General features: G+C 71.8%; 10 protein-coding genes. 8 read left to right on the top strand and 2 right to left on the bottom strand.

From position 1 onward, the window contains the following. From AB0H21_RS14725 to AB0H21_RS14695, 7 genes are all read left to right on the top strand, one after another. Positions 1-963, top strand: coding sequence for a sugar phosphate isomerase/epimerase family protein (locus AB0H21_RS14725; protein WP_358516397.1), 963 nt, complete (start codon positions 1-3; stop codon positions 961-963). Beyond that, complete coding sequence (locus AB0H21_RS14720) at positions 960-2,024, top strand: Gfo/Idh/MocA family oxidoreductase (protein WP_358516394.1); 1,065 nt, start codon at positions 960-962, stop codon at positions 2,022-2,024. Before AB0H21_RS14725 ends, AB0H21_RS14720 begins: the two co-directional genes overlap by 4 nt. Before the next feature lie 2 nt (positions 2,025-2,026). Beyond that, positions 2,027-3,199, top strand: coding sequence for a Gfo/Idh/MocA family oxidoreductase (locus tag AB0H21_RS14715; protein ID WP_358516391.1), 1,173 nt, complete (start codon positions 2,027-2,029; stop codon positions 3,197-3,199). Between the two features lie 56 nt (positions 3,200-3,255). Continuing rightward, positions 3,256-4,122: an AAA family ATPase gene (locus AB0H21_RS14710; RefSeq protein ID WP_358516389.1), complete on the top strand. Its 867-nt coding sequence runs from the start codon at positions 3,256-3,258 to the stop codon at positions 4,120-4,122. After that, positions 4,119-5,744 carry a carbamoyltransferase C-terminal domain-containing protein gene (locus AB0H21_RS14705; protein WP_358516386.1) on the top strand — a complete coding sequence of 542 codons (1,626 nt, stop codon included), beginning with the start codon at positions 4,119-4,121 and terminating at the stop codon, positions 5,742-5,744. Before AB0H21_RS14710 ends, AB0H21_RS14705 begins: the two co-directional genes overlap by 4 nt. A 34-nt stretch (positions 5,745-5,778) precedes the next feature. Continuing rightward, a complete protein-coding gene (locus AB0H21_RS14700) occupies positions 5,779-6,243 on the top strand; it encodes an NUDIX domain-containing protein (RefSeq protein ID WP_358516383.1) in 465 nt (154 codons plus the stop codon). Between the two features lie 659 nt (positions 6,244-6,902). Continuing rightward, on the top strand, positions 6,903-8,843 hold the full coding sequence (locus tag AB0H21_RS14695; RefSeq protein WP_358516380.1) for an acetoacetate--CoA ligase: 1,941 nt from the start codon (positions 6,903-6,905) through the stop codon (positions 8,841-8,843). 135 nt (positions 8,844-8,978) lie between these two features. On the opposite strand, the gene AB0H21_RS14690 is transcribed toward AB0H21_RS14695, so the two are convergent. Continuing rightward, entirely contained in the window at positions 8,979-10,553 is a 1,575-nt protein-coding gene (locus AB0H21_RS14690; protein WP_358516377.1) for an FAD-binding oxidoreductase, read from the bottom strand. A gap of 491 nt (positions 10,554-11,044) precedes the next feature. Between AB0H21_RS14690 and AB0H21_RS14685 the strand changes: the two genes are divergently transcribed. Then, positions 11,045-15,988, top strand: coding sequence for an NAD-glutamate dehydrogenase (locus AB0H21_RS14685; RefSeq protein WP_358516374.1), 4,944 nt, complete (start codon positions 11,045-11,047; stop codon positions 15,986-15,988). Positions 15,989-16,036: 48 nt separating this feature from the next. Here the strand turns inward: AB0H21_RS14685 and AB0H21_RS14680 are convergent, their stop codons facing one another. Further along, positions 16,037-17,107 (bottom strand): hypothetical protein, encoded by a 1,071-nt coding sequence (locus AB0H21_RS14680; protein ID WP_358516371.1) that lies wholly within the window; start codon positions 17,105-17,107, stop codon positions 16,037-16,039. Positions 17,108-17,165 lie beyond the last annotated feature (58 nt).

Below are 17,165 nucleotides of genomic sequence, written 5' to 3'. Positions count from 1 at the left end.
ATGATCGCATCACGCAACCCATGCCTGGCCGACGGCACCGGCACTGGGCGAGACGTCGAACTGAGGTCGGCGACCGCGAGCGCGGACGAAGAATGCTTCCCTGCCTGCCTGAACCCGGCCACCCTCAGTGGCCTGCCGGTGGCCGAGTTCCTGGACGCGGCCAGGCAGGCAGGGTTCGGCCTGATCGAGATGTCGATTCAGCAGGCCCGCGCGTTCGGCCTGGACCGGCTGCGTGAGGCGCTGCAGGAGCGGCGGCTGTCGGTGGCGGCGGCCAGCGGCATCCTGCCGGCCGATCACATCCTGCCGGCGCCCCTGCTCATCCCGGAGGCCTTCTACCAGGCGGCGCTGGCGTCGGTGCGCGAGCGGCTGGACGCGATGAGCGTCCTGTGCTGCCCGGTGGCGACCATCGTCGTCAACCCGCGCAGCAGCCTGCCTGGCCGAGACGCCGGCGACCTGGCGGTGCGCCGCCTGCGGGAGTTGGCGAACGCGTGCGAGGAGTTCGGGCTGCGCCTGGCGGTGGAGGCCGTCGGGGTGCGCCGGGGCCTGGACGCATCGCTGGGGGGCCAGTTCAGCGTGTGCACCACGCCCATGGAGCTGGATGAGCTGATTCAGCGGGCCGACCATCCCGCGCTCGGCGTGCTGGTGGACAGCTACCACTGGGCGGCCACCGGCGGCATGCCCGAACAGCTGACCGGTCCGCAGGCGCCGATCGTGCATGTCCAGATCGCCGACACGCCGCGCACCCCCGGCAACCGCACGGGGTGGACCGATGAGATGCGGCACTACCCCGGGACCGGAAGCTTGGACTGGCCGCTGTTTCGTACGGCGCTGGCCGCGGCCGGCTACCTCGGCCCAGTTTCGGTCGAGCTGTTCAACCCGCAGCTGCGCGCCGCGCCCGTCGCCGACATCGCGGCGCGGTCGCTGGCCGGGGCCCGGGCCTGTTTCCCCGGTTGTGGATCATGACCGGCTCGCAGATCAGGGTCGGCGTGGTCGGGTGCGGAGGGGCCGCGTTCGGCATTCACCTCCCGGTTCTGGCTGACCATCCCGACTTTGCCGTGGCCGCCGTCCACGACCGCGACCCCGGCCGCGCCGAAGCCGCTGCCGCCCGATTCGGGGCGCGCGCCAGGGACCTGCGGACGCTGCTGCGCACCTGTGACCTGGTCGCCGTGCTGACGGGCGTGCACGAGCCGCTGGTGGAGCAGGCGCTGGCCGCCGGGCGCCACGTCTTCGTCGAGAAGCCGGTCAGTCTCGATCTGGCCACCTCGCGGCGGCTGCTGGCCGCGGCGGCGGAGGCCGGGCTGCTGCTGGAGGTCGGGGTGATGCGCGCCTACGATCCGGCCGTGCACGCGCTGCTAGCCGCCGCTGGCTCCGCAACCGTGCACGCCCGGCTGATCAAACGCGATTCCAGCGACATCACCGCCCGCGCGCCGTACCTGCCTGCGGGGTTCGGCCCCTATACCTTCGAGCACGACCCGATCCCGGCGCACCCGGCCGACCTGGAAGGCGAGCAGTTGCAGGCGCTCAAACTGCTGCTGCGCCAGGGCTACCACCTGCTCAGCGTGGCCGTGCTCGCCGACCCGGAACTCACCCCGCTCGCCTGCACGCTCACTGCGGGCGGTCACGGCCTGCGCGCCGAACTGGTCGGCTCGGCCGGGGCGCGCTGGGATTACGAGCTCGGGGACAATCCCGAGGGCGGCTACGGCGAACATGTCCATCTGCTCGCCGAGAACACCAGTGTCACGCTCAGCTTCGGGCCGCCGTACGGGCCGGGCTCGGCCGCCTGCCTGATCACCCCCAGCGACGGGCCGGGCGTCGGCGTGAGCGGGTTCGGCAACCCGTTCGCCGCGATGTGGCAGGCCTTTGCCGACCGGATGCATCACCCGGCGCCCGCGCTCTCCCTCGCGGCCAGCGGCGACATCGCCCTTACGGTGGAAGGGCTGGCCGCCGCGCTGGCCCGCCTGTGCCCCGCCACCACGCCTGGCCAGCTGGCCGGGCTCGAACCGATGAAGGCCCCCTCACGATGAGCATGTCCGCTGTTCCCGAGCCAGAAGCAGCCCCCGACGCCGCAGCTGCCGGTGCGACCGCCGACGGAGAAGGTCACCGGCGGCTGGCCGTCGGCCTGATCGGTACCGGCCGCATCGCCCGCACTGGGCACCTGCCCGCCTACGCGGCCGCCGATGTGCCCGTGGCCGCGATCTGCGGCCGCACCAGCGCGGGCGCCGAGCGGCTGGCCGCGCAGTGGAGCGGGCCGGGGCGGCCGCGGCTGTACACCAGCGCGGTCGAGTTGGCCGCCGACCCGGCCGTCGAGCTGATCGACGTGGCCACCCGCCCGACCGGCAGGCTGGAGCTCATCCGGGCGCTGCTGCCGGCGGGCAAGCCGCTCCTGGTACAAAAGCCGCTGGCCTACACCCTGGCCGAAGCCGAGCTGATCGTGGCCGAGGCGGAGGGGGCCGGGGTGCCGCTGGCTGTCAACCACAACCTGCGTTGGTCACCGCCGCAACGGCTGCTGACCCAGTGGCTGGACGACGGCCTGCTCGGCGACCTGGTGCACCTGGCCCATGTGCACCACTTCAGCGAGGACCTGACAGCCTGGTACACCGACCATCCCGGCTACCTGTTCCTCGACCACGGGCTGCACTACCTGGACATGGTCCGCTGGTACGCCCGCCGGCCGGTGCTCGAGGTCACCGCCCGCGCCGCCTTCACCCCCGGCCAGCGCGCCCGCTGCCCGCTGTCCTACACGATCATGCTCAAGTTCGATGGGCCGCTGGTGGCCAGCCTGACCTTGCACAATGCCACCTGCTCGCAGGGCGCGTGGGCGAGCAATCTGTGGGTCAACGGCACGCGGGGTGATGCGCACCTCACCTACGACAGCGCGGGCCTGATGCTGCCCGACCACGAACCGGCCGTGGTCCAGCCGCCCGGTGAATGGGTGCCCGACGGCATCGCCGGCGCCTACACCGCGTTCGTCGACGCGCTGGCCCGCGGCACCCGGCCGCCGCACGAGGGCCGCGATCATCTGCGGAGCTTGGCCTTGGCCGAGGCCGCCTGGGAGTCCTCCCGCCACGACGGTGCCTGGATGCCGGTCCCCGCGGTTACGGGGTCTTCCGTCGCCGCGGCCACGCTGGCGTCTGCCGATGCCGCCCACGTCCCGGCCATTAGCAGCGCTGTCGGGACAACGCCGAAGGGCCGTCTGTGACGCCGCCGGATAGCCCCGCACCACCGGATCCCGGGCCCGTGTCGAGGGCGGGCCCTGTGCCAGACCCGGTGCCGGTTCTGGTGCTCGACGGGCCGCCCGGGGCCGGGAAGACCACCCTGCTGGCCGCGCTCGCGCACGCCCTGGGCAACCGGGCGCTGGCCTGGACCGAGCCGAACGCACCGCTGGCCGCCGCCGACGGCCGCGGCCCGGCCGGATCAACCGGCAGGGAGCTGACGCAGTGGTACCTGGAGCACGAAGGTGACCGGCTGGATGCCCTGGCCGCGTTACCCGCCACCGGCGCCGACGTTGACCTGGTGGTGTGCGACCGGGCCCACCTCGGCGTGTTGGCCTATGCCTACGCCAGCCGCCGCGGTGACACCATGCCCTACACTGACGCGCTCGCCTTTTACCACGCGCACCTGGCCGCACGGCAGCCCGCCCGCCACCACACGGTGATCTTGATGGCTGGGGTTCAGACCAGCCTGCGCCGCCGCCACCGTGCCGCCAGCGACATCCAGCCGTCCTGGCGGCACTGGTTCGACCCCGCGCTGCTCGGCAGGCTCGTCGACTTCTACCGCGAGCGCGCCCCGGCCCTGGCCGGGCCGCACCTGACCATCATCGACACCGACAACCTGTCCGCCCGCGACGTCCTGGACCGGGTCACCGACGTCATCGCCCGGCTCGGCGTCGCGCTGCCGACCGGTCCGCGCCCTCTCCCGATGGCCGACGGGCCGCACCCGGCCCTGTCCGCGGCCTACGCCACCGCCGGGGGAGTGAGCGCGCTCGGTCGGCCGGTCAGCCCGCTGCTGCCTTACCGCGGCGGGTACCTGCAGCTGTTCGAGCTCGCTGGCCTGCTCCTGTTCGGCGGGCGTGTCACCCGCTGGGACCCGCACTCGATCCTGACCTCGGAGGTTTCCCGATGAGTTCGTCTTCTCCTTGCGTCGTCGGCCTCAACCTCGGCGCCCACGACGGCGGCGCCGCCCTGCTCACCGACACCCAGATGATCGCCATCAGCGAGGAACGTCTCAACCGTCACCGCTACAGCCCCGGCTGGCAGGCCAGTCTGCTGTACGTGCTGAAGGCGGCCGGCCTCAGGCTGGAGGACGTCGACCTGTTCGTCGCCAGCACCTACGGCATGCACCCGCTCACCCCGGCCCAAACTGGGCTGGTCCACCTGGGCGTGTCCGAGCAGCGCATCCGCACGGCCGACCACCACCTGGCCCACGCCTACAGCGCCTACTGCCTGTCGCCGTTCGAGCAGGCCACCGTGGTGGTGTGCGACGGCGCGGGCAACAACACCGACACCGAGTCCTACTACCTGGCCGGGCCCGGCGGCCTCGAGCGGGTGGGCGGGAACGATCCGGACCGCCCTCGCTACGGCGGCATCGGCGCCACCTACGAGGCCTTCACCGAGCACTGCGGCTGGCACGCCCAGGAAGCCGGCAAGACCATGGCCTTGGCTTCCTTCGGCAACCCGGCCCGGCACACCGTGCCGCTGTTCAGCCTCACCGACGACCTGCACGTGATCGGCCGACTGCCCGCCGGGCACGCGCGCGGCGTGGCCGCCTTCGCCGCGCAGCACGGCCTGGACTTCGGGCCGCCCGGCGGTCTGGGCCTGCGCGTCGAGAATGTGGACGCCGCCGCCTACCTGCAGGAACAGACCGAGCAGATCCTGCTCGCGCTGACCGGCCAGGTCATCAAGCACACCGGCGTCGGCCGGCTGTGCCTGGCCGGCGGCGTCGCGCTCAACTGCGTCGCCAACGACAAGATCTCCAAGCTGGCCGGGGTGGAAGATCTGTTCGTGCCGCCTCCCGCCTCCGACCGCGGCCAAGCGCTCGGCTGCGCCCTGTACGGCTGGCATCAGCTCACCGGGCAGATGCCGCGGCGGACGCTCGGCGTCGACGCCTTTGGTCGACCTTACGACGACGCCGACATCGAACTCGCGCTGCGCCGAGACCCGCGCTCGGGGCTGAGCGAGCGTCGCCACACCCCGTTCGCCTGGGGCAAGGAGAGCGATATCGCAGCCACCGCTGCCCAGCTGCTGGCCGACGGGGCGATCATCGGCTGGTTCACCGGCGGCAGCGAGCTCGGGCCGCGCGCGCTGGGGCAGCGTTCCATCCTGGCCGATCCGCGTAGCATCGAAACCAAGCAGGCGCTCAACGACCGCATCAAGAAGCGCGAGCCCTTCCGGCCGTTCGCCCCGGCGGTGCTCGCCGAGCACGCCACCGACTGGTTCGAGCTGGCAGGCCCCTCGCCGTACATGCTGCTGGCCCCGGCCGTGCGCCCAGGCGTCGCCGAGAAGGTCCCCGCCGTGGTGCACGTCGACCAGACCGCCCGCGTCCAGACCGTGCACGCCGCCGACCAGCCCGCCTTCGCCGACCTGCTGCGCCATTTCCACGCCCTGACCGGGATCCCGATGGTGCTCAACACAAGCTTCAACGACAACGAGCCGATCGTGGAAAGCCCCGCCGACGCGCTGGCCACCTTCCAGGCCACCGACCTGGACGCCCTGTGCATCGGCGACTACCTCGTTACCAAATCCTGATTGCCCACCCCGTCGAGCTGGAAGAATTCTCCTCATGCCCGCCGAGATCCGTCGCGCTGCGCGCGTCATCCTCCTCGACCACGACGACCGCCTGCTGCTCCTGCGCTACGACGAAGGCCAGGTGTTCTGGGCGGTGCCCGGCGGCTCGCTCGAACCCGGCGAAACCCACGAGCTCGCCGCGCGCCGCGAGCTCCGTGAGGAGCTTGGGCTGGCCTACGACGGCTCGTTCGGGGCGGCGGTGGCCGAACGAGTCAAGGAGCACACGGTCGGCGGGCGCCCCGTGCGTCAGGTGGAGCTCTACTACTTGGTGCGTATCAAGACCGACGAGTTCGACCTCGCCGCTGCCACTCAGCCCGATGAGATCACCGCGTACCGGTGGTGGACCCGAGATGAGATCACCTCAGCGAGCGACCCCGTCTACCCGCTGGGACTGCTCGACCTCGTCAACACCTACCTCGTCCACGGAGTACCCGTGCACCCGATCACCTTGCCGGGCTGAGTCCCGAGGTCCGGCACCAGCCGTCTGCCGCCTCTACGGATCGGAGCCCTGCTGTGCGACGCCATCACCTGCTGTTGTTCACACCGTGGCGGGTGCGGCGTCGGCGAACCGCTCGTTGAGCACGGCGCGGACGCGGTCACGCTCCTCCTGCGACAAGGCCGCCGGGTGCGGTTTGCGCGGGGTGAGCGGACGGGCTGGGGCGGGGGTTGTGCGGTTCTTGCGGTACCCTGCGGCACCCCGGCCGCCGCGCCCCCCCTCGATGCAGAGTTTTGTTCACGATTACTGCCTCTGTCTGATTTGGCAAGGAAGGTCGCGGTCGTCGCTCAGGAGCTCAGCTGACGTCCTGGGATGGAGTCTTCGTGTCTACCCCTTTGAACTCTTTGGCGGCTGATGTCCTTCGGGGTGCCTCCCGGAGCGCTTGGACGCTTCCAGCGGCGCGACTGTGGTTTCGGTGAATCGGTCGACGGCCTGCCGCCGGGGCGCATGCAGGTACGTAGCCGCTGGCAAGTCCGGAGCGGGCGATATCGCGGGGTAAGCGGCGGGACCGCCCCGGATCGGGTTTCCGGAGAGAAGACCCCCCGTCTGGACGCCAGTCGCGCGGTCCCGATGTGTGGGTACCCGGGATGGCGCGGGTTCGGGGGCGGGGGCAGGATGGGGCCATGGTTGAGGAAGGTGTACTGCTGTGGGAGCCGTCCGCGGAGGCGATCCGGGACGCGAGGATCACCCGGTTCGCCGAGTGGCTGGGGCGTTCCGGGCAGGATTACGAGCGGTTGTGGCGCTGGTCCGTTGAGTCTCCCGAGGAGTTCTGGACGTCGGTCTGGGACTATTTCTCGGTCGAAGGCGAGCGTGGTGACGGGCCCGTCATCAGTGGGACGACTCAGCACGTGAAATGGTTCGCGGGATCGACCCTGAACTACGCGCGCAACGCGCTGCGCGGCGACCCCGCCCGGCGCGCGGTTATCGCCTGCGACGAGACCGGCGGACGCCGGGTGTTCACGTACGGCGAGTTGGCCGAGCAGGTCGCCCGGGCGCGGACGGGCCTCGCGCGGCTCGGCGTGGGCCGGGGCGACCGCGTGGCGGCCTACCTGCCCAACACCGCGGAGGCGCTGATCGCCTTTCTCGCGACGGCCAGCCTGGGCGCCATCTGGTCGTCCTGCTCGCCCGACTTCGGCGCTTCCAGTGTGACGGACCGGTTCGCGCAGATCACGCCGAAGGTTCTGATCGCCGTCGACGGCTACACCTACAACGGCCGCCGCTTCGACCGTTCGTCCGTCGTCGCCGACATCGCCGCCAAGCTGCCGGGCCTCGCCGCCACCGTCATCGTGGGCACAGGGATCGGCACAGAGGGCGGCACGGGGGAGGGCGCCGGGTCCTGGGACGGGCTCCGGGTCGAGTCGTGGGACGAGCTGTGCGCCGAGGCCGGGCCGCTGGAGTTCGAGCCGGTGCCGTTCGACCACCCGCTGTGGGTGGTGTACTCCTCGGGCACCACCGGCCTGCCCAAGCCCATCGTCCACGGGCACGGCGGCATCGTGCTGGAGCACCTGAAGGCGCTCAGCTTCCATCAGAACCTCGGCGAGGGCGACGTGTTCCTCTGGTACACGACGACCGGCTGGATGATGTGGAACTTCCTGGTGGGCGGCCTGCTCGTGGGCGCGACGATCGTCCTCTACGACGGCGCCGCCACACACCCCGGCACCGACGCGCTGTGGCGGCTGGCCGCCGAGGAGGGCGTCACCTACTTCGGCACCGGCGCGCCGTACATCATCGCCTCCATGCGCGCGGAGCTGCGTCCCACCGGCCTGGAGAAGCTGCGCGGCGTCGGATCCACCGGCTCGCCGCTTCCGCCCGAGGGCTTCGCCTGGCTGTACGACGTCCTGCCGGATGTGCAGCTCGGGTCGTTCTCCGGCGGCACGGACGTGTGCACGGGGTTTGTGGGCGCGGTGCCGGTGCTGCCGGTGCGGGCGGGGGTGATCCCGTGCCGCTGCCTCGGCGCGTCGGTCGAGTCCTACGACGCGGAGGGCCGTCCGGTGATCGGCGAGGTGGGCGAGTTGGTGGTGACCAAGCCCATGCCGTCCATGCCGGTCATGTTCTGGAACGACCCCGACGGCGAGCGGTACCGCGAGAGCTACTACGCCGACTACCCGGGCGTGTGGCGGCACGGCGACTGGATCAAGATCCTGCCCGACGGCGGCTGCGTGATCTACGGCCGGTCCGACTCCACTCTCAATCGGGGCGGGGTCCGTATGGGGACGAGCGAGTTCTACCGCGTCGTCGAGCGGTTCGCGCAGATCGAGGACAGCCTGGTGATCGACACCGGGCAGCTCGGGCAGGAGGGCCGCCTGCTGCTGTACGTGCTGATGGCCCCCGGCGAGACGCTCACCGACGAGCTGACGGCCAAGCTGAAGGACGCGCTCAGGACCGAGCTGTCCCCGCGGCACGTCCCGAACGAGATCCGCGAGGTGCCGGGCATCCCGCGCACGCTGAGCGGCAAGAAGCTGGAGGTGCCCGTCCGCAGGATCCTGCTCGGCACGCCGGTCGAGCAGGCCGCCAACACGGGCGCCATGGCCAACCCCGAGGTGCTGAAGCACTTCCTGCCGTGACGGACCTCGACGGCTCCTGAGAAGCCCTGACGGATCTCGGGCGCCCCCGCCGGTCGCATGCGGCGGAGGGCGCCCGAGAGCTCGCGGGCCCGGCCAGACGGCCTGGGGGAGCGGTCCGACGGCCTAAGGGAACGGTCAGACGGCCTGGGGGAAGTGGAACAGCCGGTCCGGGTCGTAGGCCGCCTTGACCTTGGCGAGACGGTCGGCGTTGCCGCCGTAGTACGCCTGACGCCAGCCCTTCAGCTCCGGGTCGATGTAGTTGACGTACGCGTGGGGGCCGAAGTGCGGCTCCATGGCGGCGTGCGCGGCCCGCAGCCAGCCCGCGGCCCCCGCCATGTGCGCGTAGTACTGCACGCTGAACAGCGCCTGCCGGTGGGGGAAGGCCGTCGCGTCCGGCCGCGGCCGTCCCACGGCGCCGCCGAGGGCGTCCAGCAGCACGGCGTGGCGGCCTCCGGCGGCGATCTGGTCGACCAGCGCCTTCACGCCCGCCGCCGACAGCGGCCGGTACGCCATGTGCGACTTCGCGCTGAACGAGTCGCGCGGGAAGAGGCCGTTCGGCGTGCGCCCCGGCAGGTCGCCCTGGCGGTGGCACTGCGACACCGTCCGCGAGGCGCAGCCGCCCATCTCCATCATCGCCCGCAGGTACGGCACCTGCCGGACCGCGCGCCCGGACGGGGCCCCGGCCGCGGCGGTGAACGGTTCGAGCAGCCGCTCGCACTCGGCGCGCGGGCCGACGTGGACCCCGGCAAGTTGCACGTCGAGATCGGGGTCGTGGCTGAGGTGCAGGGTGGACCACATCGCGTCCGGCGCGGACGGCGCCCACGCCTGCCAGGCGGTCACGACCTTACGGGCGCGCGACCAGGGCCAGCTCAGGTAGAAGACGGTGACGTCGCCCGCGGCGTGGGCGCGGAAGGTGAAGGACACCGCGACGCCGAAGTTGCCGCCCCCGCCGCCGCGCGACGCCCAGTACAGGTCGGGGTCGTGGTTCGCGTCGCACGTGCGCAGCCGGCCGTCGGCCGTGACGATCTGCAGCGACTCCAGCGCGTCGCAGGTGAGGCCGTACTTCCGGCACACCACGCCGAGGCCGCCGCCGAGGGTGAGGCCCGCGACGCCGACCGTCGGGCACGACCCCGCCGGGATGCTCACGCCCTGCGCCGCGAGCCGGTCGTAGACGTCCACGAGCTGCGCGCCCGCGCCCACGACCGCGCGTCCCTGCGTGGCCCGCACCGTGCTCATGCGCGAGACGTCGATGACCAGGCCGGTGCCGGTCGACCAGCCCGCGTAGCTGTGGCCGCCCGAGCGCGAAGTCAGCGGGACGCGCATCCGCCGCGCGAAGGCCAGGCACTCGGCGACGTCGGAGGGGTTGGCGCAGTAGGCGACGGCGCTCGGCCGCACGCCGTCGAAGGCCGGATTGAAGAGGCGGCGGGCGGCGTCGTAGGAGGCGTCGCCCGGCCGGATCAGCTTCCCGGCCAGGCCCCGGCCGAGGGCCTTCCAGTCGGACGGCTTGGGGGCGGTCCGCGCCCCGGTGGCGGCGGTCGTGCCGGTGGCGGCGGTCGCGGAAGGGGTTCCGGTCGTCCCTCCCGAGCCTCCTGAGGCGGTGGCGGTGTGGCCGGGCGGGGTGGGACCTCCGCAGGCGCCCGCCGCGGCGGCCGCGGCCAGGGCGGAGACGCGCATGAAGGCGCGCCGGTCGAGCTGGTCCCTGATGGTCACCGAACCCTCCAATAACGGTCATCGGCCGCGAAAGCTCGCGCCTGTTCAGTGAGACGTCCCCAAATCCGCGCCGGTTTATCACAGATCGGTCAAGCTGTACGGGTGGATCGCGAGAAGCTCTGAGGGGCGAGGGAATACGCCTGTTTCGGGCTGGTTGACGTTTTATGTGTGATGGGCTGGTATCGGGTACGGCGGGGTGAGTGCCCCGGTCAACGAAGATCGGGGAACCGGCTCGCCAGGGGGAGGCATCTGGTGTCCGTGAGCAGGTCGGGGGCTGCCGTCATCGGCATGCCCGCAGACATCCGCGACGTCGCAGGAGCCGCACGGCGTGACCCGCCGAGGCGGATTTCGGACGCCGTTTTTGCCCTACCCTCCTCTCAGCCGCAGGCGCGGCCGCACATGATCGTCGCGATCCTCCCCCACCTGGAAGCGCGGTCCCGGCCATGATCAGACGGACCACCATGAATCCCTCACAAAGGAGTGAGAGCGACATGCCCCTCGACGAGGCGAAAGATCAACTTCTGAGATCCGCCGCGAGAGAATGCGCCCACGCCCACCGCGGCGACGGGCTCGACCGCGACGGGATCCTGACCTTTCTCCGGCTCTACTATCGGCATGTCGCGCCAGAGGAGCTGGCCGGCCGCACCGCGGTAGAGCTGTACGCCCCCGCGATGGCGCACCGCCGGCTCGCCGCGCACCGCCCCCAGGGCCGCGCGCTGGTCCGCGCGTACACCCCGGCCGCGGGGGAGCACGGCTTCGACCTCGGGTGCTCCCTCGTCGAGATCGTCACCGACGACATGACGTTCCTCGTCGACTCGGCCACGATGGAGCTGGACCGCCACGATGTGGGCGTCCGCCTGATCGTCCACCCGCAGATGCGGGTCCGCCGCGACATGACCGGCCAGATGCTCGACCACGACGACACCGTCCACACCGGGCAGGTCCTGGACGAGTCCTGGATGCACATCGAGATCGACCGGCAGGCCGACCCGGCGGTGCTGGAGGAGATCGAGAAGGACCTGCAGCGCGTCCTGGCCGACGTCCGGTACGCCGTCGAGGACCACCCCAAGATGCACGCCCTCGCCGAGAAGATCGCCGGCGAGCTGGAGGCCGACCCGCCGCCGCTGCCCCCGTCCGGGCCGTCCGCCGGGGTCGACGAGAGCGTCGAACTGCTGCGCTGGCTGGCCGACGGGCACTTCACCTTCCTCGGCTACCGCGAGTACCGGCTGGAGGCCGCCCCCGACGGCGACCGGCTGCGCGCGGTGCCCGGCACCGGCCTCGGCATCCTGCGCGCCGACAAGGCGGGCTCGGCGAGCTTCGCCGCGATGCCCCCGGAGATCCGGGCCCGGGCCCGCGAGAAACACTTGTTCATCGTCACCAAGGCCAACAGCCGTGCCACCGTGCACCGCCCGGCCTACCTGGACTACATCGGCGTCAAGCTGTTCTCGCCCGAGGGCGAGGTCATCGGCGAGCGCCGCTTCCTCGGCCTGTTCACGCACGTCGCCTACAGCGAGTCGATCTCGCGTATCCCCGTGCTGCGCCGCAAGCTGGAGGAGGTGCTCGACCAGGCGGGCTTCAGCCCCGACAGCTACGACGGCAAGGACGTCATCGAGGTCCTGGAGACCTACCCCCGGTCCGAGCTGTTCCAGATCCCGGCCGACGAGCTGACGACGATCGCGCTCGGCGTGCTGCGCCTGCGCGAGCGCAAGCAGGTGAAGCTGTTCCTGCGCCGCGACGACTACGGCCGGTACATCTCCTGCCTGATCTACCTGCCCCGCGACCGGTACACCACCAACGTGCGCGTCCGCATGCAGGACATCCTGATGCAGGCGCTCGGCGGCCGGTCGCTCGACTACAGCACCATGATCGACGAGTCGCCGCTGGCCCGGCTGCACATCGTGATCCGCGGGGAGCGCGGCAAGCGGCTCGCCGGCGCCGAGGTGGACCTTCCCGAGCTGGAGGCGCGCATCGCCGCCACCACCCGCTCCTGGGAGGACGATCTCGTCACCGCGATCGGCGAGCCCGCGCCCGCGGACACGACCGCCCCGGGCCGGTCCGGCGACCATGGCAGGCCCGAGTGGTCCGAGCGGAACGCCGCCGCGCTCACCCGCCGCTACCTGCGGGCCTTCCCCGAGGGCTACAAGGCCGACTTCTCGCCGCGCACCGCCGTCGCCGACCTGCGCCGCATCGAGGACCTCACCGTGGCCTCCGGCGGCACCTCCGGCGACATCGGCATGGACCTGTACGAGCCGCACGACCGCAGCCAGTGCCAGCTCCGCTTCAAGGTGTACCGGATCGGCGCCGCGGTGTCCCTGTCGCAGGTGCTGCCCCTGCTGTCGCGCATGGGCGTCGAGGTCGTGGACGAGCGGCCGTACGAGATCTCACGCGCGGGGGAGCCCACGGCGTGGATCTACGACTTCGGCCTGCGCTGCCCGGTGTCCGAGGCGATCGGCCTTGAGGAGTTCAAGCGGCTGTTCCAGGACGCCTTCGCGGCGCTGTGGCGCGGCGAGGTCGAGAGCGACGGCTTCAACGGGCTCGTGCTCGCCGCCGGGCTCACCTGGGAGCAGGCGCTGGTCCTGCGGATGTACGCCAAGTACCTGCGCCAGGCCGGCACGGCCTTCAGCCAGCGGTACATCGAGAAGGTGCTGCTCGGCAACGTCCGGCTGGCGCGGCTGCTCGTGAACCTGTTCGAGGCCCGGCTGGACCCGCGCCGCACCGAGGACACGCGCGTGGACCTCGGGGAGGCCCTGCACGAGGAGATCCTGGCCGCGCTGGACGAGGTCGCCTCGCTCGACGAGGACCGCATCCTGCGCGCCTACCTGGAGATGATCCTCGCCACGCTGCGCACCAACGCCTTCCAGCGCGTGGACGGCCACCGCAAGCCGTACGTGTCGGTCAAGTTCGACTCCTCGGCGATCAGCGTGCTGCCGCTGCCCCGGCCCAAGTACGAGATCTTCGTCTACTCGCCCCGGGTCGAGGGCGTGCACCTGCGCTTCGGCAAGGTCGCGCGGGGCGGGCTGCGCTGGTCGGACCGCATGGAGGACTTCCGCACCGAGGTGCTCGGCCTGGTCAAGGCGCAGATGGTCAAGAACACCGTCATCGTGCCCACCGGCTCCAAGGGCGGCTTCGTCGTCAAGCGCCCGCCCGCGGGCGGGGGACGCGACGAGGTGATGGCCGAGGGCGTGGCCTGCTACCGCCAGTTCATCTCCGGCCTTTTGGACATCACCGACAACCTTGTGAACAACGAGGTCGTCCCCCCGCCGGACGTCGTCCGCCACGACGGCGACGACACCTACCTGGTCGTGGCCGCCGACAAGGGCACCGCGACGTTCTCCGACATCGCCAACGGCGTCGCCAAGGAGTACGGCTTCTGGCTCGGCGACGCGTTCGCCTCCGGCGGTTCGGTCGGCTACGACCACAAGGCCATGGGCATCACCGCGCGCGGCGCCTGGGAGTCGGTCGCCTACCACTTCCGCTCGCTGGGCGTCGACGTCCAGACCACCGACTTCACCGTGGCCGGCATCGGCGACATGTCGGGCGACGTCTTCGGTAACGGCATGCTGCTGTCCCGCCACATCAGGCTGGTCGCCGCCTTCGACCACCGGCACATCTTCGTCGACCCCTCGCCGGACGCCGCGCGTGGCTTCGAGGAACGTTCCCGCCTGTTCGCGCTGCCGCGCAGTTCGTGGGCCGACTACGACCCCGCCCTCATCTCCTCCGGCGGCGGCGTCTGGCCGCGTACGGCCAAGTCCGTCCCGATCTCCCCGCAGATGCGCGCCGCGCTCGGCATCCAGGAGGGCATGGCCGCGCTGCCTCCCAACGACCTGATCAACGCGATCCTCAAGGCCCCCGTGGACCTGCTGTGGAACGGCGGCATCGGCACCTACGTCAAGGCGTCCTCCGAGAGCCACGCCGACGTCGGCGACAAGGCCAACGACCCACTGCGGGTCAACGCCTCCGAGTTGCGGTGCAAGGTCGTCGGCGAGGGCGGCAACCTCGGCCTCACCCAGCTCGCCCGCATCGAGTTCGCGCTGAACGGCGGGTACGTCAACACCGACTTCATCGACAACTCGGCGGGCGTCGACACCTCCGACCACGAGGTCAACATCAAGATCCTCCTGGACCGCGTGGTGCGGGACGGCGAGCTGGGCGAGCGCCAGCGCGACCAGCTCTTCCTCGACATGACCGACGAGGTCGCCGGGCTCGTCCTGCGCGACAACAAGGCCCAGAACGTCGTGCTCGCCGCCGCCCGCGCGCAGGCCCCCCAGATGCTGCACATCCACGCCCGCTACCTGCGCAAGCTGGAACGCGACGGCCTGATCGACCGCGAGCTGGAGGCCCTGCCCTCCGACAAGATGCTCGCCGAGCGGCGCCAGGCCGGGCTCGGGCTCACCGCCCCGGAGTTCTCGGTCCTGCTCGCCTACACCAAGCTGACGGTGGACCACCGGCTCCTGGCCTCCGACCTGCCCGACGACCCCTTCCTGGAGTCGTGGCTGGTGTCCTACTTCCCCACGGCGCTGCGCGAGCGGTTCCGCGCGGCCATGGACGCCCACCCGCTGCGCCGCGAGATCATCGCCACCGGCGTGGTCAACGACCTGGTCAACTCCAGCGGCACCACGTTCATCTTCCGCTTCGGGGAGGAGACCGGCGCGTCGGTCCCGGACATCGCCCGGGCCTACCTGGTGTCCCGGGAGGTCTTCGAGCTGCCGAGCTTCTGGCGCGCCGTCGAGGCCCTGGACAACAAGGTCGACACCGCCACCCAGCTCGCCATGCTGCTGGAGAGCCGCAAGCTCGCCGAACGCGGCGCGCGCTGGCTGCTCGGCAACCGCAGGCCGCCGCTCGACCTCGCCTCGACCGCCCGGTTCTTCGCCGAGGGCGCCGACGGACTGCTGCCCCACCTGCCCAAGCTGCTGGCCGGCCCCGACCTCGCCGCGTTCGAGGACCGCCGCGACGGCTTCGTCAACCGGGGCGTCCCCGCCGACCTGGCCGAGCGGGCGGCGGTGATGGTCCCGGCGTACTCGACCTTCGACCTGGTGGAGATCGCCTCGCGTACCGCCCGGCCCGTCGGCGAGGTCGCGGAGGTCTACTTCGACCTGGCCGACCGGCTCCAGCTCGCCCGGCTCCGGGAGCGCGTCATCTCCCTGCCGCGCGACAACCGGTGGAACTCCATGGCCCGCGCCGCGCTGCGCGACGACCTGTACGCGGCGCACGCGACGCTGACCCGGGACGTGCTCACCCACAGCCTGCCCGGGCTGTCGCCGGAGGAGCGGCTGGCCGGGTGGTCGCAGGCCAACTCGGCGGCGGTGGCGCGGGCGCGCCAGACGCTGTCGGAGATCTGGGAGAGCGACCACTTCGACCTGGCGACGCTGTCGGTGGCCCTGCGGGCGATCCGCACGCTGGTCGCCACGAGTAACCTGCCGCACGCGGAGGGCTGACGCGCGCCCGCCCGGCCCGTCCACCGAAGGCGGGCCGGGCGCGGCCGCTCACTCGTCGATCGGCATGTCGCTGCTGACACCGGTGGGGGTGCCGGCGAAGGCGATCACCTTCGCCGGGGCGGTCGCCCCCTTGCGCGAGACCTGGGCGACGTATTGCTGGGTCTCCTCGACGCGCAGCTTGCGCCGCACCACCGGCCTGTCGTTCGTGGCCCAGCGGACGTTCTTCGGCACCGGCACCAGGCCCAGGGCGTTGTCGGTCTTGACCTGCCGCAGCGTGGTGCGCTTCAGCGAGTACATGATCACGCCGCCGCCGTCCGCGGTCCGCAGAGCGAAGATCGGGTGGGTGGTGGCGGCGAAGATCGAGTCGTACAGCAGCCCGCGCCCCTTGGCCTCGGGCTGCGCCTTGCCGACCTCGGTGAAGTAGCCCGTCGTCTGCGGGCCCGCCGCGATCAAGCCGGCGGCGAACCCGCCGGGACCCTCCTCGGCGATGGTGGCGTGCAGCGGCGCCATCAGGTGAGGGCTGATCGCCAGCGAATCGTCACGGGTCGCGAGCGCGGTGGCGTACCCCTCGCGGTCCAGCAGGACGGCCGGCGGCTTGGTGCCCGGGTACAGCAGCGACGCGAAGCTGAGCTGCCACAGGGACGCCGGGTACTCCCGCATGAAGACCAGCACCGCCGTTCGTTCGCGGCCCTGCCCGTCGCGCCGGTCGGCGACGGCCGCGAACCAGTGGGGGTAGCGGTCGCGGTCGAGGCGGGGGACGAGCACCCGCGGCGCGCCCCAGGTGTAGCGGGCGGGCTTCATGCGCGTCGACTTGAAGTCCGTGACGGTGAACAGGCGCTGCGCGTCGCGGGTCAGGTCGACGGCGTAGGACTCGGCGCCCTCGAGCCTCGCCGCGTCGTCGGCCCCGAGCACCTTGCGGGCGATCGTGGCGGCCTCCTCCGGCGTCACCGCCGGGACGTCGCCGGTCGGGGAGGGAGAGGCGGTGGGGACGGCGGTGGTGGTCGCGGGCACGGAGGCCGAGACGGCGTCCGGGGCCAGGGACGGCTTGGCGCCGCCGGTGGAGCAGGCGGTGAGGGCGAAGAGCAGCACGACGAGGGCGACACGCATGGTCCTGGTCACGCTCGCCTCCTGATGAGTCCCCGCCCATGCTAGCGACGCGCGAGGTGCCTCCGGTGTC

This window comes from Sphaerisporangium sp. NPDC051011, assembly GCF_040653595.1.
Lineage (GTDB): Bacteria > Actinomycetota > Actinomycetes > Streptosporangiales > Streptosporangiaceae > Sphaerisporangium.
This window is presented reverse-complemented; position numbering and strand designations above follow the sequence as displayed.

What these genes read in the sequence shown, in the direction of transcription:
- AB0H21_RS14720 (WP_358516394.1), top strand. Translation starts at nt 960, where the DNA reads ATGACCGGCTCGCAGATCAGGGTCGGCGTGGTCGGGTGCGGAGGGGCC.
- AB0H21_RS14705 (WP_358516386.1), top strand. Translation starts at nt 4,119, where the DNA reads ATGAGTTCGTCTTCTCCTTGCGTCGTCGGCCTCAACCTCGGCGCCCAC.
- AB0H21_RS14725 (WP_358516397.1), top strand. Translation starts at nt 1, where the DNA reads ATGATCGCATCACGCAACCCATGCCTGGCCGACGGCACCGGCACTGGG.
- AB0H21_RS14685 (WP_358516374.1), top strand. Translation starts at nt 11,045, where the DNA reads ATGCCCCTCGACGAGGCGAAAGATCAACTTCTGAGATCCGCCGCGAGA.
- AB0H21_RS14715 (WP_358516391.1), top strand. Translation starts at nt 2,027, where the DNA reads ATGTCCGCTGTTCCCGAGCCAGAAGCAGCCCCCGACGCCGCAGCTGCC.
- AB0H21_RS14695 (WP_358516380.1), top strand. Translation starts at nt 6,903, where the DNA reads ATGGTTGAGGAAGGTGTACTGCTGTGGGAGCCGTCCGCGGAGGCGATC.
- AB0H21_RS14700 (WP_358516383.1), top strand. Translation starts at nt 5,779, where the DNA reads ATGCCCGCCGAGATCCGTCGCGCTGCGCGCGTCATCCTCCTCGACCAC.